The 15154-nt window shown below is 59.6% G+C and carries 12 protein-coding genes; 7 read left to right on the top strand and 5 right to left on the bottom strand.

What is annotated here, in order from left to right:
- Window positions 1-11: 11 nt before the first annotated feature.
- Window positions 12-629, bottom strand: coding sequence for an OmpA family protein (locus tag ACO54Z_RS10825; RefSeq protein ID WP_298080996.1), 618 nt, complete (start codon window positions 627-629; stop codon window positions 12-14).
- Window positions 630-964: 335 nt separating this feature from the next.
- On the opposite strand from ACO54Z_RS10825, the gene gyrA reads away from it, so the two are divergent.
- From gyrA to ACO54Z_RS10800, 5 genes are all read left to right on the top strand, one after another.
- A complete protein-coding gene (gene gyrA, locus ACO54Z_RS10820) occupies window positions 965-3550 on the top strand; it encodes a DNA gyrase subunit A (protein WP_485997017.1) in 2586 nt (861 codons plus the stop codon).
- Window positions 3551-3902: 352 nt separating this feature from the next.
- Window positions 3903-4835: a restriction endonuclease gene (locus ACO54Z_RS10815; protein WP_485997016.1), complete on the top strand. Its 933-nt coding sequence runs from the start codon at window positions 3903-3905 to the stop codon at window positions 4833-4835.
- A gap of 95 nt (window positions 4836-4930) precedes the next feature.
- The gene (locus tag ACO54Z_RS10810; protein WP_485997015.1) at window positions 4931-5680 is read left to right on the top strand and encodes a tetratricopeptide repeat protein; all 750 of its coding nucleotides are present in this window, start codon (window positions 4931-4933) and stop codon (window positions 5678-5680) included.
- A gap of 94 nt (window positions 5681-5774) precedes the next feature.
- On the top strand, window positions 5775-6194 hold the full coding sequence (locus ACO54Z_RS10805) for an organic hydroperoxide resistance protein (protein WP_298080748.1): 420 nt from the start codon (window positions 5775-5777) through the stop codon (window positions 6192-6194).
- 127 nt (window positions 6195-6321) lie between these two features.
- Complete coding sequence (locus tag ACO54Z_RS10800; RefSeq protein ID WP_485997014.1) at window positions 6322-6702, top strand: hypothetical protein; 381 nt, start codon at window positions 6322-6324, stop codon at window positions 6700-6702.
- Window positions 6703-6741: 39 nt separating this feature from the next.
- Here ACO54Z_RS10800 and ACO54Z_RS10795 read toward each other — a convergent pair whose 3' ends face one another.
- The 4 genes from ACO54Z_RS10795 to ACO54Z_RS10780 form a co-directional block, all read right to left on the bottom strand.
- Window positions 6742-7623, bottom strand: coding sequence for a LysR family transcriptional regulator (locus tag ACO54Z_RS10795; RefSeq protein WP_485997058.1), 882 nt, complete (start codon window positions 7621-7623; stop codon window positions 6742-6744).
- A 527-nt stretch (window positions 7624-8150) separates the two neighbouring features.
- Entirely contained in the window at window positions 8151-9569 is a 1419-nt protein-coding gene (gene lpdA / locus ACO54Z_RS10790) for a dihydrolipoyl dehydrogenase (protein WP_485997013.1), read from the bottom strand.
- A 168-nt stretch (window positions 9570-9737) separates the two neighbouring features.
- Window positions 9738-10892 (bottom strand): 2-oxoglutarate dehydrogenase complex dihydrolipoyllysine-residue succinyltransferase, encoded by a 1155-nt coding sequence (gene odhB, locus ACO54Z_RS10785; protein ID WP_485997012.1) that lies wholly within the window; start codon window positions 10890-10892, stop codon window positions 9738-9740.
- A gap of 10 nt (window positions 10893-10902) precedes the next feature.
- Window positions 10903-13734: a 2-oxoglutarate dehydrogenase E1 component gene (locus ACO54Z_RS10780; RefSeq protein WP_485997011.1), complete on the bottom strand. Its 2832-nt coding sequence runs from the start codon at window positions 13732-13734 to the stop codon at window positions 10903-10905.
- Between the two features lie 121 nt (window positions 13735-13855).
- Here ACO54Z_RS10780 and ACO54Z_RS10775 point away from each other — a divergent pair, with 121 nt between their 5' ends.
- Entirely contained in the window at window positions 13856-14353 is a 498-nt protein-coding gene (locus ACO54Z_RS10775; RefSeq protein WP_485997010.1) for a GNAT family N-acetyltransferase, read from the top strand.
- Between the two features lie 39 nt (window positions 14354-14392).
- Window positions 14393-14854, top strand: coding sequence for an RsiV family protein (locus ACO54Z_RS10770; protein WP_485997009.1), 462 nt, complete (start codon window positions 14393-14395; stop codon window positions 14852-14854).
- The last annotated feature ends 300 nt before the right edge of the window (window positions 14855-15154 follow it).

The raw sequence follows: 15154 nt of genomic DNA, 5'->3' as shown, positions 1-15154 counted from the left end.
ATGTTCAGATTTTACTGGGCAACAGGTGCGGCACCAGCAGCAGGTTGTTGTACCTGACGTTCAACGAGTCCATCAACAGTGACTTCTACGCGACGGTTTTGTGCGCGGCCTTCGGCAGTCTTGTTGGTGGCAACCGGGTTTTTCTCGCCCTGACCGTAAGCTTCGATCAGTTGTGACGGAACGCCGTTTTCAGCGAGGTAGTTGGCAACGGTAGATGCACGACGTTCAGAGAGTTTCTGGTTGTAGGCATCTGAACCCTTGGAGTCGGTGTGACCGACCACGGTGATTTTCTGGATGTTGGCACCGCGTTGGTTCAACTGGCCAGCCAAATCCTGCAGGGCTTCTTTGCCTGCCGGTTTGAGGTTGGACTTGTCGAAGTCAAAGTAGGTGTCAGCACCGAGGGTGATCACTTCGCGTTGGGTTTCCATGACCGGCGGCGGCGGTTCCGGTGCTTTCACACCGCAATCACGCAGTCCCTTGTTGGCGTTTACGGTAACGCATTCGCCCCAACGGTTCTTGACGAGATCACCACCGCGGGAGGTCAGGTCTTCTGTAGCGGAAAGATCTGCAAATGCCGGCGCTGCAACGGCAGTAACGGCGGCAAGTGCGATCAGGTTTTTAAGTTTCATATACTTCTCCCAATAACAAAACTTGCAAGTTTAGTTAAGAACTGGTGGACGGCTGCCCGTCCAAGATTGACGGTACCCCTGCCCACGAACAGGCAAGAGGTACCCATCCGCGCGCAATCATAAGGGTTTTGTTGCAAAAATGCAAAGAAAAATCCGGCGATGTGGCGCCTGCGGACGCGGTTCTGTTGCAAAAATGATACGGAAAACGCCAGTCATCCCCGCCCGCCCCGGCAAAGACGCAAAACACCGCCGTAGAACAGGCGTTTGCCCATTCGTGATACCATAGCGCCCGTTTGCCGCATCAGGCGGTTTTTCCACGTTATAAGGTTGAAACAATGAGTGATTTTGCCAAAGAAGTGCTGTCGGTCAATCTGGTCGATGAAATGCGCAGCTCCTACCTTGACTATGCGATGAGCGTCATCGTTGGCCGGGCGCTGCCGGATGCGCGCGACGGCCTGAAGCCAGTACACCGCCGCGTCCTCTTTTCCATGCACAAACAGGGCAATGCCTGGAACAAAAAATATGTGAAATCCGCGACCATCGTCGGCGACGTCATGGGGAAATACCACCCGCACGGCGACATCGCCATTTACGACACCCTCGTCCGCATGGCGCAACTCTTCTCGCTGCGTTACCCGCTCGTTGATGGCCAGGGCAACTTCGGCTCGCTGGATGGCGACCCGCCCGCTGCCTACCGCTACACCGAAGCGCGCATGGCGAAAATCGCGCACAGCCTGCTGACTGACATCGAAAAAGAAACCGTGGATTTCGCGCCGAACTACGACGGCAGCCAGCAGGAGCCGACCGTGTTGCCGACGCGCCTGCCCAACCTGCTCGTCAATGGCAGCTCCGGCATCGCCGTCGGCATGGCGACCAACGTACCGCCGCACAACCTCGGCGAAACGCTGGACGCCTGCCTGCACCTGCTTGACCACCCCGACGCCGACACTGCCGCGCTGATGCGCCACCTGCCCGGCCCCGATTTCCCCACCGGCGCGCTGATAAACGGCGCGAAAGGCATTCGCGAAGCCTACGAAACCGGACGTGGCCGCATCTACATCCGCGCCAAAACCCATATCGAAACCGACGACAGCAGCGGCAAACAAACCATCGTCGTTGATGAACTGCCCTATCAGGTAAACAAAGCCAACCTGCTCGGCAAAATCGCCGAACTGGTCAAAGAGAAAAAAATCGACGGCATCACCGCCCTGCGCGACGAATCAGACAAAGACGGCATCCGCATGGTCATCGAACTGCGCCGTGGCGAAGTCGCCGAAGTCATCCTCAACAACCTCTTCCAGCTCACCCAATTACAAGTCGTCTTCGGCATCAACATGATGGCGCTGGTTGGCGGCCAGCCGCGCCTGCTCTCGCTCAAAGAAGCGCTGCAAGTCTTTATCGCGCACCGCCGCGAAGTCGTCACCCGCCGCACCATTTACGAGCTGCGCAAAGCACGCGAACGGGCGCACATCTTGGAAGGCCTCGCCATCGCCCTTGCCAACATCGACGAAATCATCGAACTCATCCGCCGTTCCGCAGGTCCCAGCGAGGCCAAAGAAGCACTGCTTGCCAAAGCCTGGCTTGCCGGACAAGTAGCCGACATGCTCGCCCGCGCCGGCGCAGAAAACTCACGCCCGGACGGCCTTGGCAAACAATACGGCATGCACGGCGACAACTACCGCCTCACCCCCGAACAGGCACAAGCCATCCTCGACCTGCGCCTGCACCGCCTGACCGGTCTCGAACAAGACAAAATTATCAGCGAATACCAAGAAATCATTCACGAAATCGAAGGATTGCTGGAAATCCTACAAGTGCCGGAACGCCTGCTCGCCGTCATCAAAGAAGAACTACAAGACATCAAAAACCAGTTCAACGACGTGCGCCGCACGCAAATCCTCGACACCCACCTGAACCTCTCGCTCGAAGACCTCATCGCCGAAGAAGACCGCGTCATCACCCTCTCGCACGAAGGCTACATCAAGGCACAGCCGCTCGCCGACTACGAAGCACAGCGCCGCGGTGGCAAAGGCAAATCGGCGACCGCGGTCAAAGACGAAGACTTCGTCGAACAGCTCATCGTCGCCAACACCCACGACACCATGCTCTGCTTCACCAACCGCGGCAAAGTTTACTGGCTCAAAGTCTATGAACTGCCGCAGGCGGGACGCAACGCCAAAGGCAAACCAATGGTGAACCTGCTGCCGTTTGAGCCGGGCGAACGCCTAAACGCCGTGCTCACCACGCGCGACTACCCCGACGACCAATACCTCATCTTCGCCACCAAAAGCGGCACCGTGAAAAAAACCCCGCTTTCCGAATACTCGCGCCCGCGCAGCATCGGCATCATCGCCATCAACCTGCGCGAAGACGACGAACTGGTGGACGTCGCCCGCACCGACGGCAGCCGCGACATCATGCTCTTCTCTGACGCCGGCAAAGCCGTGCGCTTCAACGAAAGCAGCGTGCGCAGCATGGGGCGCGACTCCACCGGCGTGCGCGGCATGAACCTCGACGACGGCCAGCGCGTCATCGCCCTCTGCGTCGTTGAAGAACAAGGCGACATCCTCACCATCACCGAAAACGGCTACGGCAAACGCACCCCGGTTGCCGACTACCCACAAAAAGGACGCGGCACCAAAGGCGTCATCTCCATCGCCTGTAGCGAACGCAACGGCCAGGCAGTTTGCGCCGTACAAGTCCAAGAAGACGAACAAATCATGCTCGTCACCGACAACGGCACCCTGGTACGCACCCGCGTCGCCGAAATCTCGACCAGCGGCCGCAACACCCAGGGCGTACGCCTCATCCGCACCACAGAGAGCGAAAAACTGATTGCCGTTGCCAAAATCGTCGCCGAGAGCGACGACAGCGACGGCGATGACAACGCGGCAGAAGAAAACAGCGGCGACGAGGTATAAACAACCGCCGATATGCTCCCTCCCCCCGTGGGGGAGGGCTGGGGTGGGGTTAAATATTGTCGCCGCCGATGTTGTTTTTGGACGGTGGGTCAAGACCCACCCTACAACCGATACATACACCTTTCCCGCTACCCTGTATGTAAAAACATTGCTGTAGGGTGGGTCTTGACCCACCATAACGGAATTTCCGGGTTTAACGGTGGGCAAGCCCCACCCTACACCAGGGAACATTGGGGCGGAGACCCACCCGCACCAAACCGCCTTGAACAAAAAGCGTTGGACGGCCATTCATGGCCGGCATTAACAACGACAAACAACAGCCATAACCCAAACATCGACCCGCAAACAAACCATGCTCACCATCGACCAATTTCGCCCCTACGTATTACGCCTCATGGCAGACGGCAAAAAACGCAAGAACCGGGAAATATTCGCCGCCGTTGCCGCATTGGCAAAACTAAGCGAAAGCGTGCGGGAAGAAAGATTGCCATCAGGACAACTGCGGGCGGATAACCGCATAGGCTGGGCGTGTTCATCCTTTATTAAAGCCGGAATCCTGATGCGACCGGAGCGCAGCCATTACCGCATCACCGATTTGGGGCGCGAGCTAGCAGAAAAATGGAAAAATGCGGAAAGCATCAGCGAAAAAGACCTCAATGAATTACCCCAATGGAATGCCTACCAGCAAACCCTGCAAGAACGCAAACAAAATAACGCACAGGCGGAAACAGACGAAGCGGAAAACAACGACAAAGAACCGCCGGACAGCATCGCCATGCGTGCCGTACAAGAAATTGAAGACCATACCGCCATAGAATTACTGTCCCGCCTGCGCGAAGAATCCCCGGCATTCTTTGAGCGCGCCGTTATTCAAGTATTACTGGCAATGGGTTACGGCGGTAAAGAAAACCTTGCAGCACACGTTGGCAAAACAGGCGATGGCGGCATTGACGGCGTGATTAAACAAGATCCGCTTGGCATTCAGAACATCTATATCCAGGCGAAGCGTTATGCCGAAAAAAACAGTATTGGCGAAAAAGAAATCCGGGAATTTGTTGGTGCCTTGCAAGGGCAAGGCGTAGAACGCGGCGTATTCATCACCGCCTCGCGCTTTACCCAAAGCGCCAAAAGTTTCGCACAAAAACTGCTGGGCAAAGTCATCCTGATAGACGGACAGGAACTTGCCACCCTGATGATTCGCTACAAAGTAGGCATCCAGGTACGGCAAACGCTGGAAATCATCTCCATAGACGAAGACTTCTTTGAAGACGCGGAATTGAACTGATACAAATACGAGGTGCGCCCGAAGCCCCTCGCTTACATACATCTTCCCCGCTATCCTGTATGTAAAACAACCCGACTCAACACAAGGAGCCATACATGAAAAAAACCCTGTTATTCACCCTGATGCTCGCTGCCGCGCTTGCTCACGGCGAGACCTTTGACGCGCCACACGTTGGTGCGGACGACAAGCAGGTTGTTCTCGGCGGCGCGGGTGTCGCGCTGACGCCGGAAGTGGCGCGGCTGCACGAACAGGCGGGGCAGTTGCTGCTCGCCGGCAAGGCGAACGAGGCGTTGCCGCTGCTCAATCAGGCGATTGCGCAGTACGAAAAATATTTTGCCGCCGACCCGCGCCAGCGTTACGCCGCCTCCGGCAACGTCGAGACGATGCTTTATCTGGTGATGGCGGCGAACGAAGGCAAGGCGGCGTACATCATTGACCCGCGCTGGGCGGAGCTGTATTTCCTGCGCGCCTATGCCCACAACGAACTGGGCGACTTGGCGGCGGGCAAGGCCGACCTGGACGCGCTGCTGGCGTTGCGCCCGGATAACGCGCAGGCGCTGAACGAGCGCGGCTATTACTACCAGCGCGAGAAGAACTGGCAGGCTGCGGCGGCGGATTTTGAGAAGGCGGCGGAGTCCAGCCAGCTCATTGAAGAACCGGCGGTGCGGCAGAAAATGTCGGCGGCGGCGCAACGCGGGCTGGCATTCACTCTGACCGAGCGCGGCCGCTGGCAGGAAGCCGAGGCGATTTACCAGAAATTGCTGAAGGAAGACCCGCAGGACGAACGCTCGCGCCACGAGCTGGAATACATCCGCCAACAGCGGGCGAAACATCCGCAGATTTGAGCGCCATCAATAAAAACAAATCCCAACTTTCTGGCATCCACCCGCAAAGCGGGCTACCATGCGCGCTCCATTCACCCACAAGAGGAAACCCACCATGACTACACTCTACACCGCACACGCTCACGTCACCGGCGGCCGCGATGGCGCTGCCAAAAGCGACGACGGCAAGCTCGACGTCAAGCTCGCCCCGCCGAAAGAACTGGGCGGTAATGGCAACGGCACCAACCCGGAACAGCTTTTCGCCGCCGGTTACGCCGCCTGCTTCATGGGCGCGATGCGTCTCGTCGCCGGCAACGAAAAACTGGCGCTGCCGCAAGGCTTTGCCATTGACGCCGACGTCAGCCTCGGCAAAGACGCGCAGGACAACTTCCGCCTCGGCGTCGTCTTCAACATCGCCCTGCCCGGTCTGGACAAGGCCGCTGCCGAAGCGCTCGTCGCTAAGGCACACGAAGTCTGCCCGTATTCCCGCGCCACCCGCGGCAATATCGACGTCGCGCTTAACGTCAACGTATAAGCCATCCGGCAACAGCAAAGGCGGGGGACAACCCCGCCTTTTTCATACCTGCGCAGCAGCTGCCGCCCATAGCCGCCACATCACGGTAAAATCCGCAACGAATCCCCAACCCAACTTGGAGCTACCCATGCAAATCCTGCGCCATCTCCTCATGCCCGCGCTTGTCGCCTGCTGCCTCGCCAGCGCCCACGCAGCCACACCCATTCCGCTCAAATTTGCCCAGGGCAGTTACTGCGACACCTGGAGGGGCAATATCACAGGTACAGAAAAAACCTTCAGCGTTGTGCTGGAAGCCCGGCAGAAATTCACCATTGAACTGCTTGATGGCCCCGACCTGAAAAGCGTCAGGGGATCCGGCGGCAAACCGACGCCCGTCAGCATCAGCGAAACGGGCAATCAATACGAATTTCTCAGCAAAAAGAAGGGGAAATACCTTATTACGGTCGGCATCGAAGCAGGGCCGCACTTTTCTACTGATGCCGAAACGGTGGAAGTCTGCGCGTATTGAGCGACTGCAACAGCAAAGGCGGGGGACAACCCCGCTTTTTTACGCCTGCGCAAAACACACGCGCAACACCTTCAGCACCGCTGCCACCTTCGCCGCCTGTACCCGGTGCGGTGTCACCGCATGAATCGCCGCCGTGGCAAATGACCACTCCGGCAACACCTGCCGCAACCGCCCGCTGCGCAGCGCGCCCGCCGCCTCGCCGTCGAGCATCAGCGCCAGTCCCAGCCCCGCCTCGCACAAATCGCGCACCGCCGCGAGCTGGTTGCAATAAAGAGTGTCCTCAATATCGAGCAAAAAGCGCTCCTCGCCCCGCCGCATCTCGCGCCGCAGCGGCAAATGGTGTAACCAGCGCTGCTTGCCCAAATCGGCAGGCGAGACAATAGGCGGCGCGCGCTCCAGCCAGGCGGGCGCGGCGCAGATAATCCAGCGCCAGTCGGCGAGATGGCGCGCGACCAAATCGGGCGCGTCCAGCGCGTGTTCACCGCCGCGCAGGGCGATGTCAATCGCGCCGCTGCGCAAATCGGCGAGCGCTTCGCCAAAATGCAGTTGCAGCCGCAGCGCCGGATGTTCCTCACCAATCCGTTGCAGCGCGCACTGAAACGCGGGCGCCGTCGCCATGCTGGTCGGCGCGGCGAGGCGTACCTCGCCCGCGATGTCCGTTTTCAGATTGTCCAGCGCGAGGCGGGTATCGCGCAGCGTCGCGCTCAGACGGCGACAATACTGCGCCAGCGTCGCCCCCGCTTCGGTCGGACTGACGCGGCGGGTACTGCGGTGCAGCAGCTTGACCCCGTGCAGATGCTCCAGCCGCGCGATGTGCTGGCTCACCGCCGACGGCGTCATCGCGAGCGCCTGCGCCGCGGCGTTCATGCTGCCGTGCTCAAGCACGGCGGCGAACACGAGCAACGGCTTCAAATCATCCATCATCCCGTTTTCCTTGTTAATTATGGCTATCCCCCTAGACGCTGTTTACCATTGGCGATAACACCATAATTTTGTTCGTAGCGCGTAGGGTCTGTGGAGGCGAGCCGACACGCACGCAGGCATTTTGGCAGCGGCACACGCGTGCGTGCCTGCGGCGAGCTATCCGTAGGGTGGGGCTTGCCCCACCGCCGCACAATCGTCGCCATGCCCCGGACGGTGCGCCGAGGCGCACCCTATGGCAGGCTTTGCGCGTAGGGTCTGTGGCGGCGAGCCAACACGCACGCGGGCATTTTGGCAGTGGCACACGTGTGCGGCCTGCGGCGAGCTATCCGTAGGGTGGGGCTTGCCCCACCGCCGCACAATCGTCGCCATGCCCCGGACGGTGCGCCGAGGCGCACCCTATGGCAGGCTGTTTGCAATTGAAAAATCTCCCTCTCCTGCAGGGTGAAGCCCGCAGCGGGGGAGATTTGGGGAAGGGCGCCGTTCTGCGGGCGCCCGCAGACCGGCATTCGCAACAAGCGTAGTCTTTATCGCCGTTTCGGGTTCGCCTTGTGGATGGTGCGGCCTTCGACGGCAAGCGCCGCTTCGTGGATGGCTTCGGCCAGTGTCGGGTGGGCGTGCATACTGCGCGCGATGTCTTCGCTCGCCGCGTAGTATTCCATCGCAATCACCAGTTCGTGGATGAGTTCGGAGGCGCTGGGGCCGATGATATGCGCGCCGAGGATTTCGTCGCTGTCGGCATCGACCAGGATTTTGACGAAGCCTTCCGCCGCGCCGAGCGCTTTGGCGCGCCCGTTGGCGGCGAAGGGAAAGTCGCCTTTTTGGTAGTTGACGCCCGCCGCTTTCAGTTGTTCTTCGTTCTGGCCGAGCCAGGCGATTTCGGGGTGGGTGTAGATGACGGCGGGGATGAGGTCGTAGCGGACGTGGCCGGCCTGGCCGTCGATGATTTCCGCGACCATCACCCCTTCTTCGCTCGCTTTGTGGGCGAGCATGGCGCCGCGCACGCAGTCGCCAATGGCATAGACGCCCGGCTCGGCGGTAGCGCAGTAGTCGTCCACTTCGATGTAGCCGCGCGCGTCCAGCTTCACTTGGCAGGCGGGGTCAATGACGCCAGCGGTGTTCGGTTTGCGGCCGACGGCGACGAGGAGTTTATCGACGGTGAGGGTCTGTTCGCCGTTTTTGTCTTGGTATTGCACTTCGACCGAACCATTTTTGACGCTCGCGCCGCTCACTTTGGCGCCGAGGCGGATGTCCAGTCCTTGTTTTTTGAAGGCTTTAGCAGCTTCGCGTGCCAGTTGCCGATCTGCCATCGGCAGGAGGTCGTCCACCGCTTCGAGGATGGTGACTTCGCTGCCGGCAGCGTGCCAGACGCTGCCGAGTTCGAGGCCGATAACGCCCGCGCCGATGATGCCGAGGCGTTTTGGCGCGGCGCTGAAGGAGAGGGCTTCGCTAGAGCTGACGATGTGCTCGCCGTCCATTTTGGCGACGGGGATGTCCACCGGTACGGAGCCGAAGGCGAGGATGACGGCGCGGTTTGCCTGGTATTGGCTGACCTTGCCGTCGGCGGCGGTGACTTCCACGGTTTTGTTTGGCAACAGGCGGCCACGTCCGGCAAGCCAGTCAATGCCGTTGGCTTTGAAGAGTTGTTCAATGCCGCCGGTGAGTTGTTTGACGATGTCGTTTTTGCGGGCAATCATTGTGGCGATGTCGAGTTTGACGTCGCCAGTCGTGATGCCGTGCGCGGCGAAGTCGTGCCGCGCTTTTTCGTAGAGCGCGGTGCTTTCGAGCAGCGCTTTGGAGGGGATGCAGCCGACGTTGAGGCAGGTGCCGCCGAGGGTGGGGGCGGCTTCGACGCAGGCGGTTTTGTAGCCGAGTTGGGCAGCGCGGATGGCGGCAACGTAGCCGCCGGGGCCGCCGCCGATGATGATGATGTCGTAGTTTTTCATGGGCTTTCCGTGTGGTGTAGGGGCGGTTAGCGAGGAACGAACGTAACCGCCCACCTTTAATGTAAATGGCCGATGGCCCTCACCCCAACCCCTCTCTCGTCCTGCGGACGAGCAATACTTGTCCCAGAGGGAGAGGGGCTTTTTAACGGTGGTGGTAGTGCAACTGCTTTACAGGTTCAGGATGAGCCGCGCCGGGTCTTCGATGAGTTGTTTGATTTCAACGAGGAAGCCGACGGCTTCGCGGCCGTCAATGATGCGGTGGTCATAGGAGAGCGCGATGTACATCATCGGCGCGATGACGACCTGGCCGTTTTCGGCGATGGGGCGCTCAACGATGTTGTGCATTCCCAAGATGCCGCTTTGCGGCGGGTTGATAATCGGCGTGGACATCATTGAGCCGAAGGTGCCGCCGTTGGTGATGGTGAAGGTGCCGCCGGTCATGTCTTCGATGGCGAGGCTGCCGTCTTTGGCTTTGGCGGCGTAGTCGAGGATGCCGTCTTCGATGTCGGCAAAGCCCATCAGTTCGGCGTTGCGCAGGATGGGGACGACGAGGCCGCGCGGCGAGGAGACGGCGATGCCGATGTCGCAGTAGTTGTGGTAGATGATGTCGTCGCCGTCAATGGAAGCGTTCACCGCCGGGTATTTTTTCAGCGCTTCAACGGCGGCTTTGACGAAGAAGGACATGAAACCGAGTTTGACGCCGTTTTTGGCGACGAAGGCGTCCTGGTATTTTTTGCGCAATGCCATCACCGCGCGCATATTCACTTCGTTGAAGGTGGTGAGCATGGCGGCGTTGTGCTGTGCTTCCAGCAGGCGTTCGGCGATGCGTTTGCGCAGGCGGGTCATCGGCACGCGCTCTTCGTGGCGGCGGCTGCCGCCAGCGAGGTGCTGTTTGACGTCATTTTTGGTCACTCTACCGCCGCGACCGCTGCCGCTTACTTCGCCTGCGGCTACGCCTGCTTCGGCGGCAAGTTTGCGTGCGGCCGGGCTGAGCGCCTTGTCGTCGGTAGCGGCGGGGGCGGCTGCGGCCGGGGCGGCGGTTTTTTCCGCAGCGGGAGCGGCGGCGACCGGGGCGTCTGCAACCGCGCCTTCTTCGATGTAGGCGATGATGTCGCCGCCGGTGACGGTCGCGCCGTCTTGCGCGGTGATTTCTTTCAGCACGCCGCTGACCGGGGCGGGCATTTCGAGCACGACTTTGTCGGTTTCGAGATCGACGAGGTTTTCGCCTTCGCGCACGCTGTCGCCGGGTTTTTTGTTCCAGTTGACGAGGGTCGCGTCGGCGACGGATTCGGGCAGGGCGGGGACGGTTACTGCTGTTGTCATGTGGGTTTCCTCATTGTTTGTCCGTGATGCCGAGTGCGTCGCGCACCAGCGCGGCCTGTTCGGCGTTGTGCATTTTCAGGTAGCCAGCGGCGGTTGAAGCCGAGGCGGCGCGGCCGGCGTAATGCGGGCGTTTGCCGCCGGGCAGCGCCGGGGCGAGTGATTCGTAGATTTGCCGCCACGCGCCCTGGTTGCGCGGTTCTTCCTGACACCAGATGATGTCGGCGTTTTTGTAGGGCGCGAGCGCGGCGGCGACGGCTTTTTCCGGGAAGGGATAGAGCTGCTCAACGCGGATAATGGCGACGTCGCGCAGGTTTTCGTCGCGGCGTTTTTGCAGCAGGTCGTAGTAAACCTTGCCGCTGCAAAGGACGACGCGGCGGATTTGGTCGGCAGGCAGCAGTTCGTCCGTCTCGCCAATCACCGTCTGGAAGTGGCCGCTGGCGAGCTCCTGCAAATCGCTGACGGCGAGTTTGTGCCGCAGCAGCGATTTGGGCGAGATGTTGATGAGCGGCTTGCGGAAGTTGCCCAGCACCTGGCTGCGCAGCAGGTGGAAAATTTGCGCCGGGGTGGTCGGCACGCAGACGCGCACGTTGTTTTCCGCGCACAGTTGCAGATAGCGCTCGATGCGCGCCGAGGAGTGCTCCGGTCCCTGCCCTTCGTAGCCGTGCGGCAGCAGCATGGTGAGGCCGCTGTAGCGACCCCATTTGGTTTCGCCGGAGGTGACGAACTGGTCAATCAGCACCTGTGCGCCGTTGGCGAAGTCGCCGAACTGCGCTTCCCAGATGGTCAGCCCCTGCGGTTCGGAGGTGGAATAGCCGTACTCGAAGCCGAGCACCGCCGCTTCGGAGAGGATGGAGTCGATGATGCGCGCCGACGGCTGGCCGTCGTAGAGATGGGCGAGCGCGGTGTAGCTGTCGCCGGTGTTTTGGTCGTGAATGACCGCGTGGCGGTGCGAGAAGGTGCCGCGCCCGCAGTCCTCGCCGGAAATGCGCACCGGATGACCTTGTTCAATCAGCGTCGCATAAGCGAGATTCTCCGCCGTACCCCAATCGAGCGGCTGCTTGCCCGCCGCCATTTCCACCCGCGTGGCGAGCATTTTGGCGACGATGGGGTGTGGCGCGAAACCGGCGGGCGGGGTGAAGATTTTCGCGCCGAGGCGGGTCAAATCGGGCGCCGGATAAGCGGTTTCGACCGGGGCGTCCATGTCCGGCTTGCTGAATACCTTCCACTCGTTCTCCAGCCGGGCATCCGGGCGTGGCGGCTGCGGTCGCGCGACCGAATCGCCCGCTTCCAGACGCTGACGGTAATCCTCCTGCAATTGCTCATAATCGCCCGCGGCAATCACGCCCTCGGCGACGAGGCGTTCGGCATAGACCTGCGCCGGAACGGGATGCTGGCGAATTTTCTTGTACATCATCGGCTGCGTTGCCGCCGGTTCATCCGCCTCGTTATGGCCGAGGCGGCGGTAGCAGACAATATCAATGAAAATATCTTTCTGAAACTCGCGCAAATAATCGGCGGCGAGTTCGGCGGCAAATACCAATGCTTCCGGGTCATCGCCATTGACGTGCAATACCGGCGACTGAATCAATTTCGCCGCATCCGAACAATACATTGCCGAGCGGGTATCCAGCGGATTGGAAGTAGTAAAGCCGATTTGATTATTGACAATAACGTGCAGCGAACCGCCGACACGATAACCGCGTACCTGCGACAATTGCAGCGTTTCCATAATAATGCCCTGACCGGCAAAAGCGGCATCGCCATGAATCATAATCGGCACGGCATAATTGCTGATGGAAAAAACACTCTCCGCATGACGTGCCTCTTGCACCCGCTCCAGCCGCGCGCGCATCGACCCTTGCACCACCGGATTGACAAACTCCAAATGCGACGGATTATAAGCGAGCGACAAACCCACCACGCCGCCTTCCGTACCAACGCTGGACGAAAAGCCCATGTGATACTTCACATCGCCGCTGCGGCCTTCCATCGGCGAATACTTCCCTTCAAACTCATTGAACAAATCCTCAGGGCGCTTGCCAAGAATATTGATTAACACATTGAGGCGCCCCCGGTGCGCCATCGCAATACCAACCTCTTTCGAGCCGTTCTTGCCGAGACGCTGAATGGCATTGTCCAGCAGCGGAATCAAACCGTCGCCACCTTCCAAAGAAAAACGCTTCTGCCCGACGAATCGTTTGTGCAAATACTTTTCCAGACCATCGGCAGCTACGAGCAATTGCAACAATTCCTTCTTGCGCGCCGCCGACATTCCATAACCATTTGCCGCCTGCTCCAGTCTCCTTTGCAACCAGCGACGCTCGTCCGTGTTATGAATATGGGAAAACTCCGCGCCAATATGATGCTTATACGCCTTGTCCAAATAAGCAATAATGTCGCGCAACTTCATGTCGCCGGTGAAAAGCGTTCCGGTATTAAAAGAACGATCCAAATCGGCATCGGTCAGCCCATGCCAGCGATAATCCACATCCGGCACCTCACGCCGTGCGCGCAAATGAATCGGACACAAATCGGCGACCTGATGCCCACGTGCGCGATAGCCGGAAATCAGCGCCAGCACCGCGACCTGCTTGCGGATTGCCTCGCTGTCTGCACCGCCATCGGCCAGCGGCGGCAACTGCGCCAGCGCCTCAAAACGCTCCTGCACCGGCAGGCGCGGTCGCTCGTCCGCCCCGCCCGCGCGTACCTCGTCAAAATAACGGCGCCATTGCGGGGAGACGCTGTCCGGTGCATCCAGATACTGCTCATAAAGCGCCTCAACATAGGCGGCGTTGCCCCCGCTCAACTGCGAAGAAGCCTTTAGATTCTGATAGTTAGCCATACATTACCCCCAAATAAAAAATAACAGGCAGGCGTTATAATACGCAGCGCAGAGTATAAAGACAACGGCAAACTCACGGCAAAAACGCTGAAATCACCAAAAAAACACAGGAAAAAACACAATGACCTGGAACATCCGCACCGCCCGCGCCACCGACCTGCCTGCCATCGTCGCCATTTATAACAGCACCATTGAAAGCCGCGCATCCACCGCCGACCTCGCTCCGGTGAGCGTGGCATCGCGGCAGGCGTGGTTTGCCGCGCACCACGGCAACCGCCCGCTCTACGTCGTCGAAGACACGGACGGCACCATCGCCGCCTGGGGCAGTTTCAGCGACTACTACCCGCGCGCGGCTTACCGCATCAGCGCGGAAATCAGCATCTATGTCGCGCCGGAGCGACGCGGCAGCGGTCTCGGCAGAAAGCTCTTGCAGGAAATGCTGCAACGCGCTCCCGCGCTCGACATCAAAAACGTCCTTGCCGTCATCTTCGCCCACAACGCGGCAAGCATTGCGCTGTTTCAGTCGCAGGGATTCGTCGAATGGGGACGACTGCCGCAAGTATGCGATTTGCAGACGCGCCTTGCCGATATTGTGATTTTGGGGAAGGCGGTGAATTAACGCAGCTACCGAAGCGGCAAAGCGAAGGATGCCAGGCAGATGGCGAGGAGATTACCATCTACACAAACAGACATTTATAGCCATCTACCGAAAGTTTCAGACAAGGCGCGTCGCCGAAGACAGTACGCTTTTGTACGGCGAGGCGACGCAACACCGTATGAGGCTTTCGGTGGATGGCTATGCATCTTTGACGAACGCGACCACCGCCTCACCCTTGCCGATATCCTGCAAGGCGACAAAAACGCGCTTTACCCACTGCTGGACGCGGCATACAAGGCAGAAACCGGCACCGATCCGGCAGACAAAAATCTCGATAAAGACGACCGCGAGCGAATCAAAAACCTGCACGAACAAACCGGTAACTTCTTCTTCGCGGCGGACGGGCTGGTCTTCTCCTACCCGCCCTATGCCGTCGCCCCCTTCGTCGCCGGGCAAGTCGAACTAACCCTGCCCTACGCCCAACTGCGCGGCATTATCAAGGACGCCTATCTGCCGCAGTAAGCTCCGGTACGAGGGTTTTAAGGATGTCAAACGCCGCGGGATGCGGCGTTTTTTGTGGGCGTCATTCAGCGGCGGATGGCGGCACGGTTGCTGCGAGGATTGGGCAGGGCGCAGGCGCTGTTTACAATTGGCCATAACATGATGATTTCATTCGCAGGTTTGGTTAAGGCCTGTTTACCATTCAGCCGTAAACACGCCCAAGCCAATGCGGTTGCGTGGCGACGATTTTGTGAGCTACATCATTAGTTTGTAGGGTGTGTGCCGCAGGCACGCACGCGTTTGCCGATGTCAAAATCCCGC

The organism is Cardiobacterium sp., assembly GCF_057314735.1.
The sequence above is the reverse complement of the archived record's forward strand: the minus strand, read 5'-3'. Positions and strand labels throughout refer to the sequence as shown.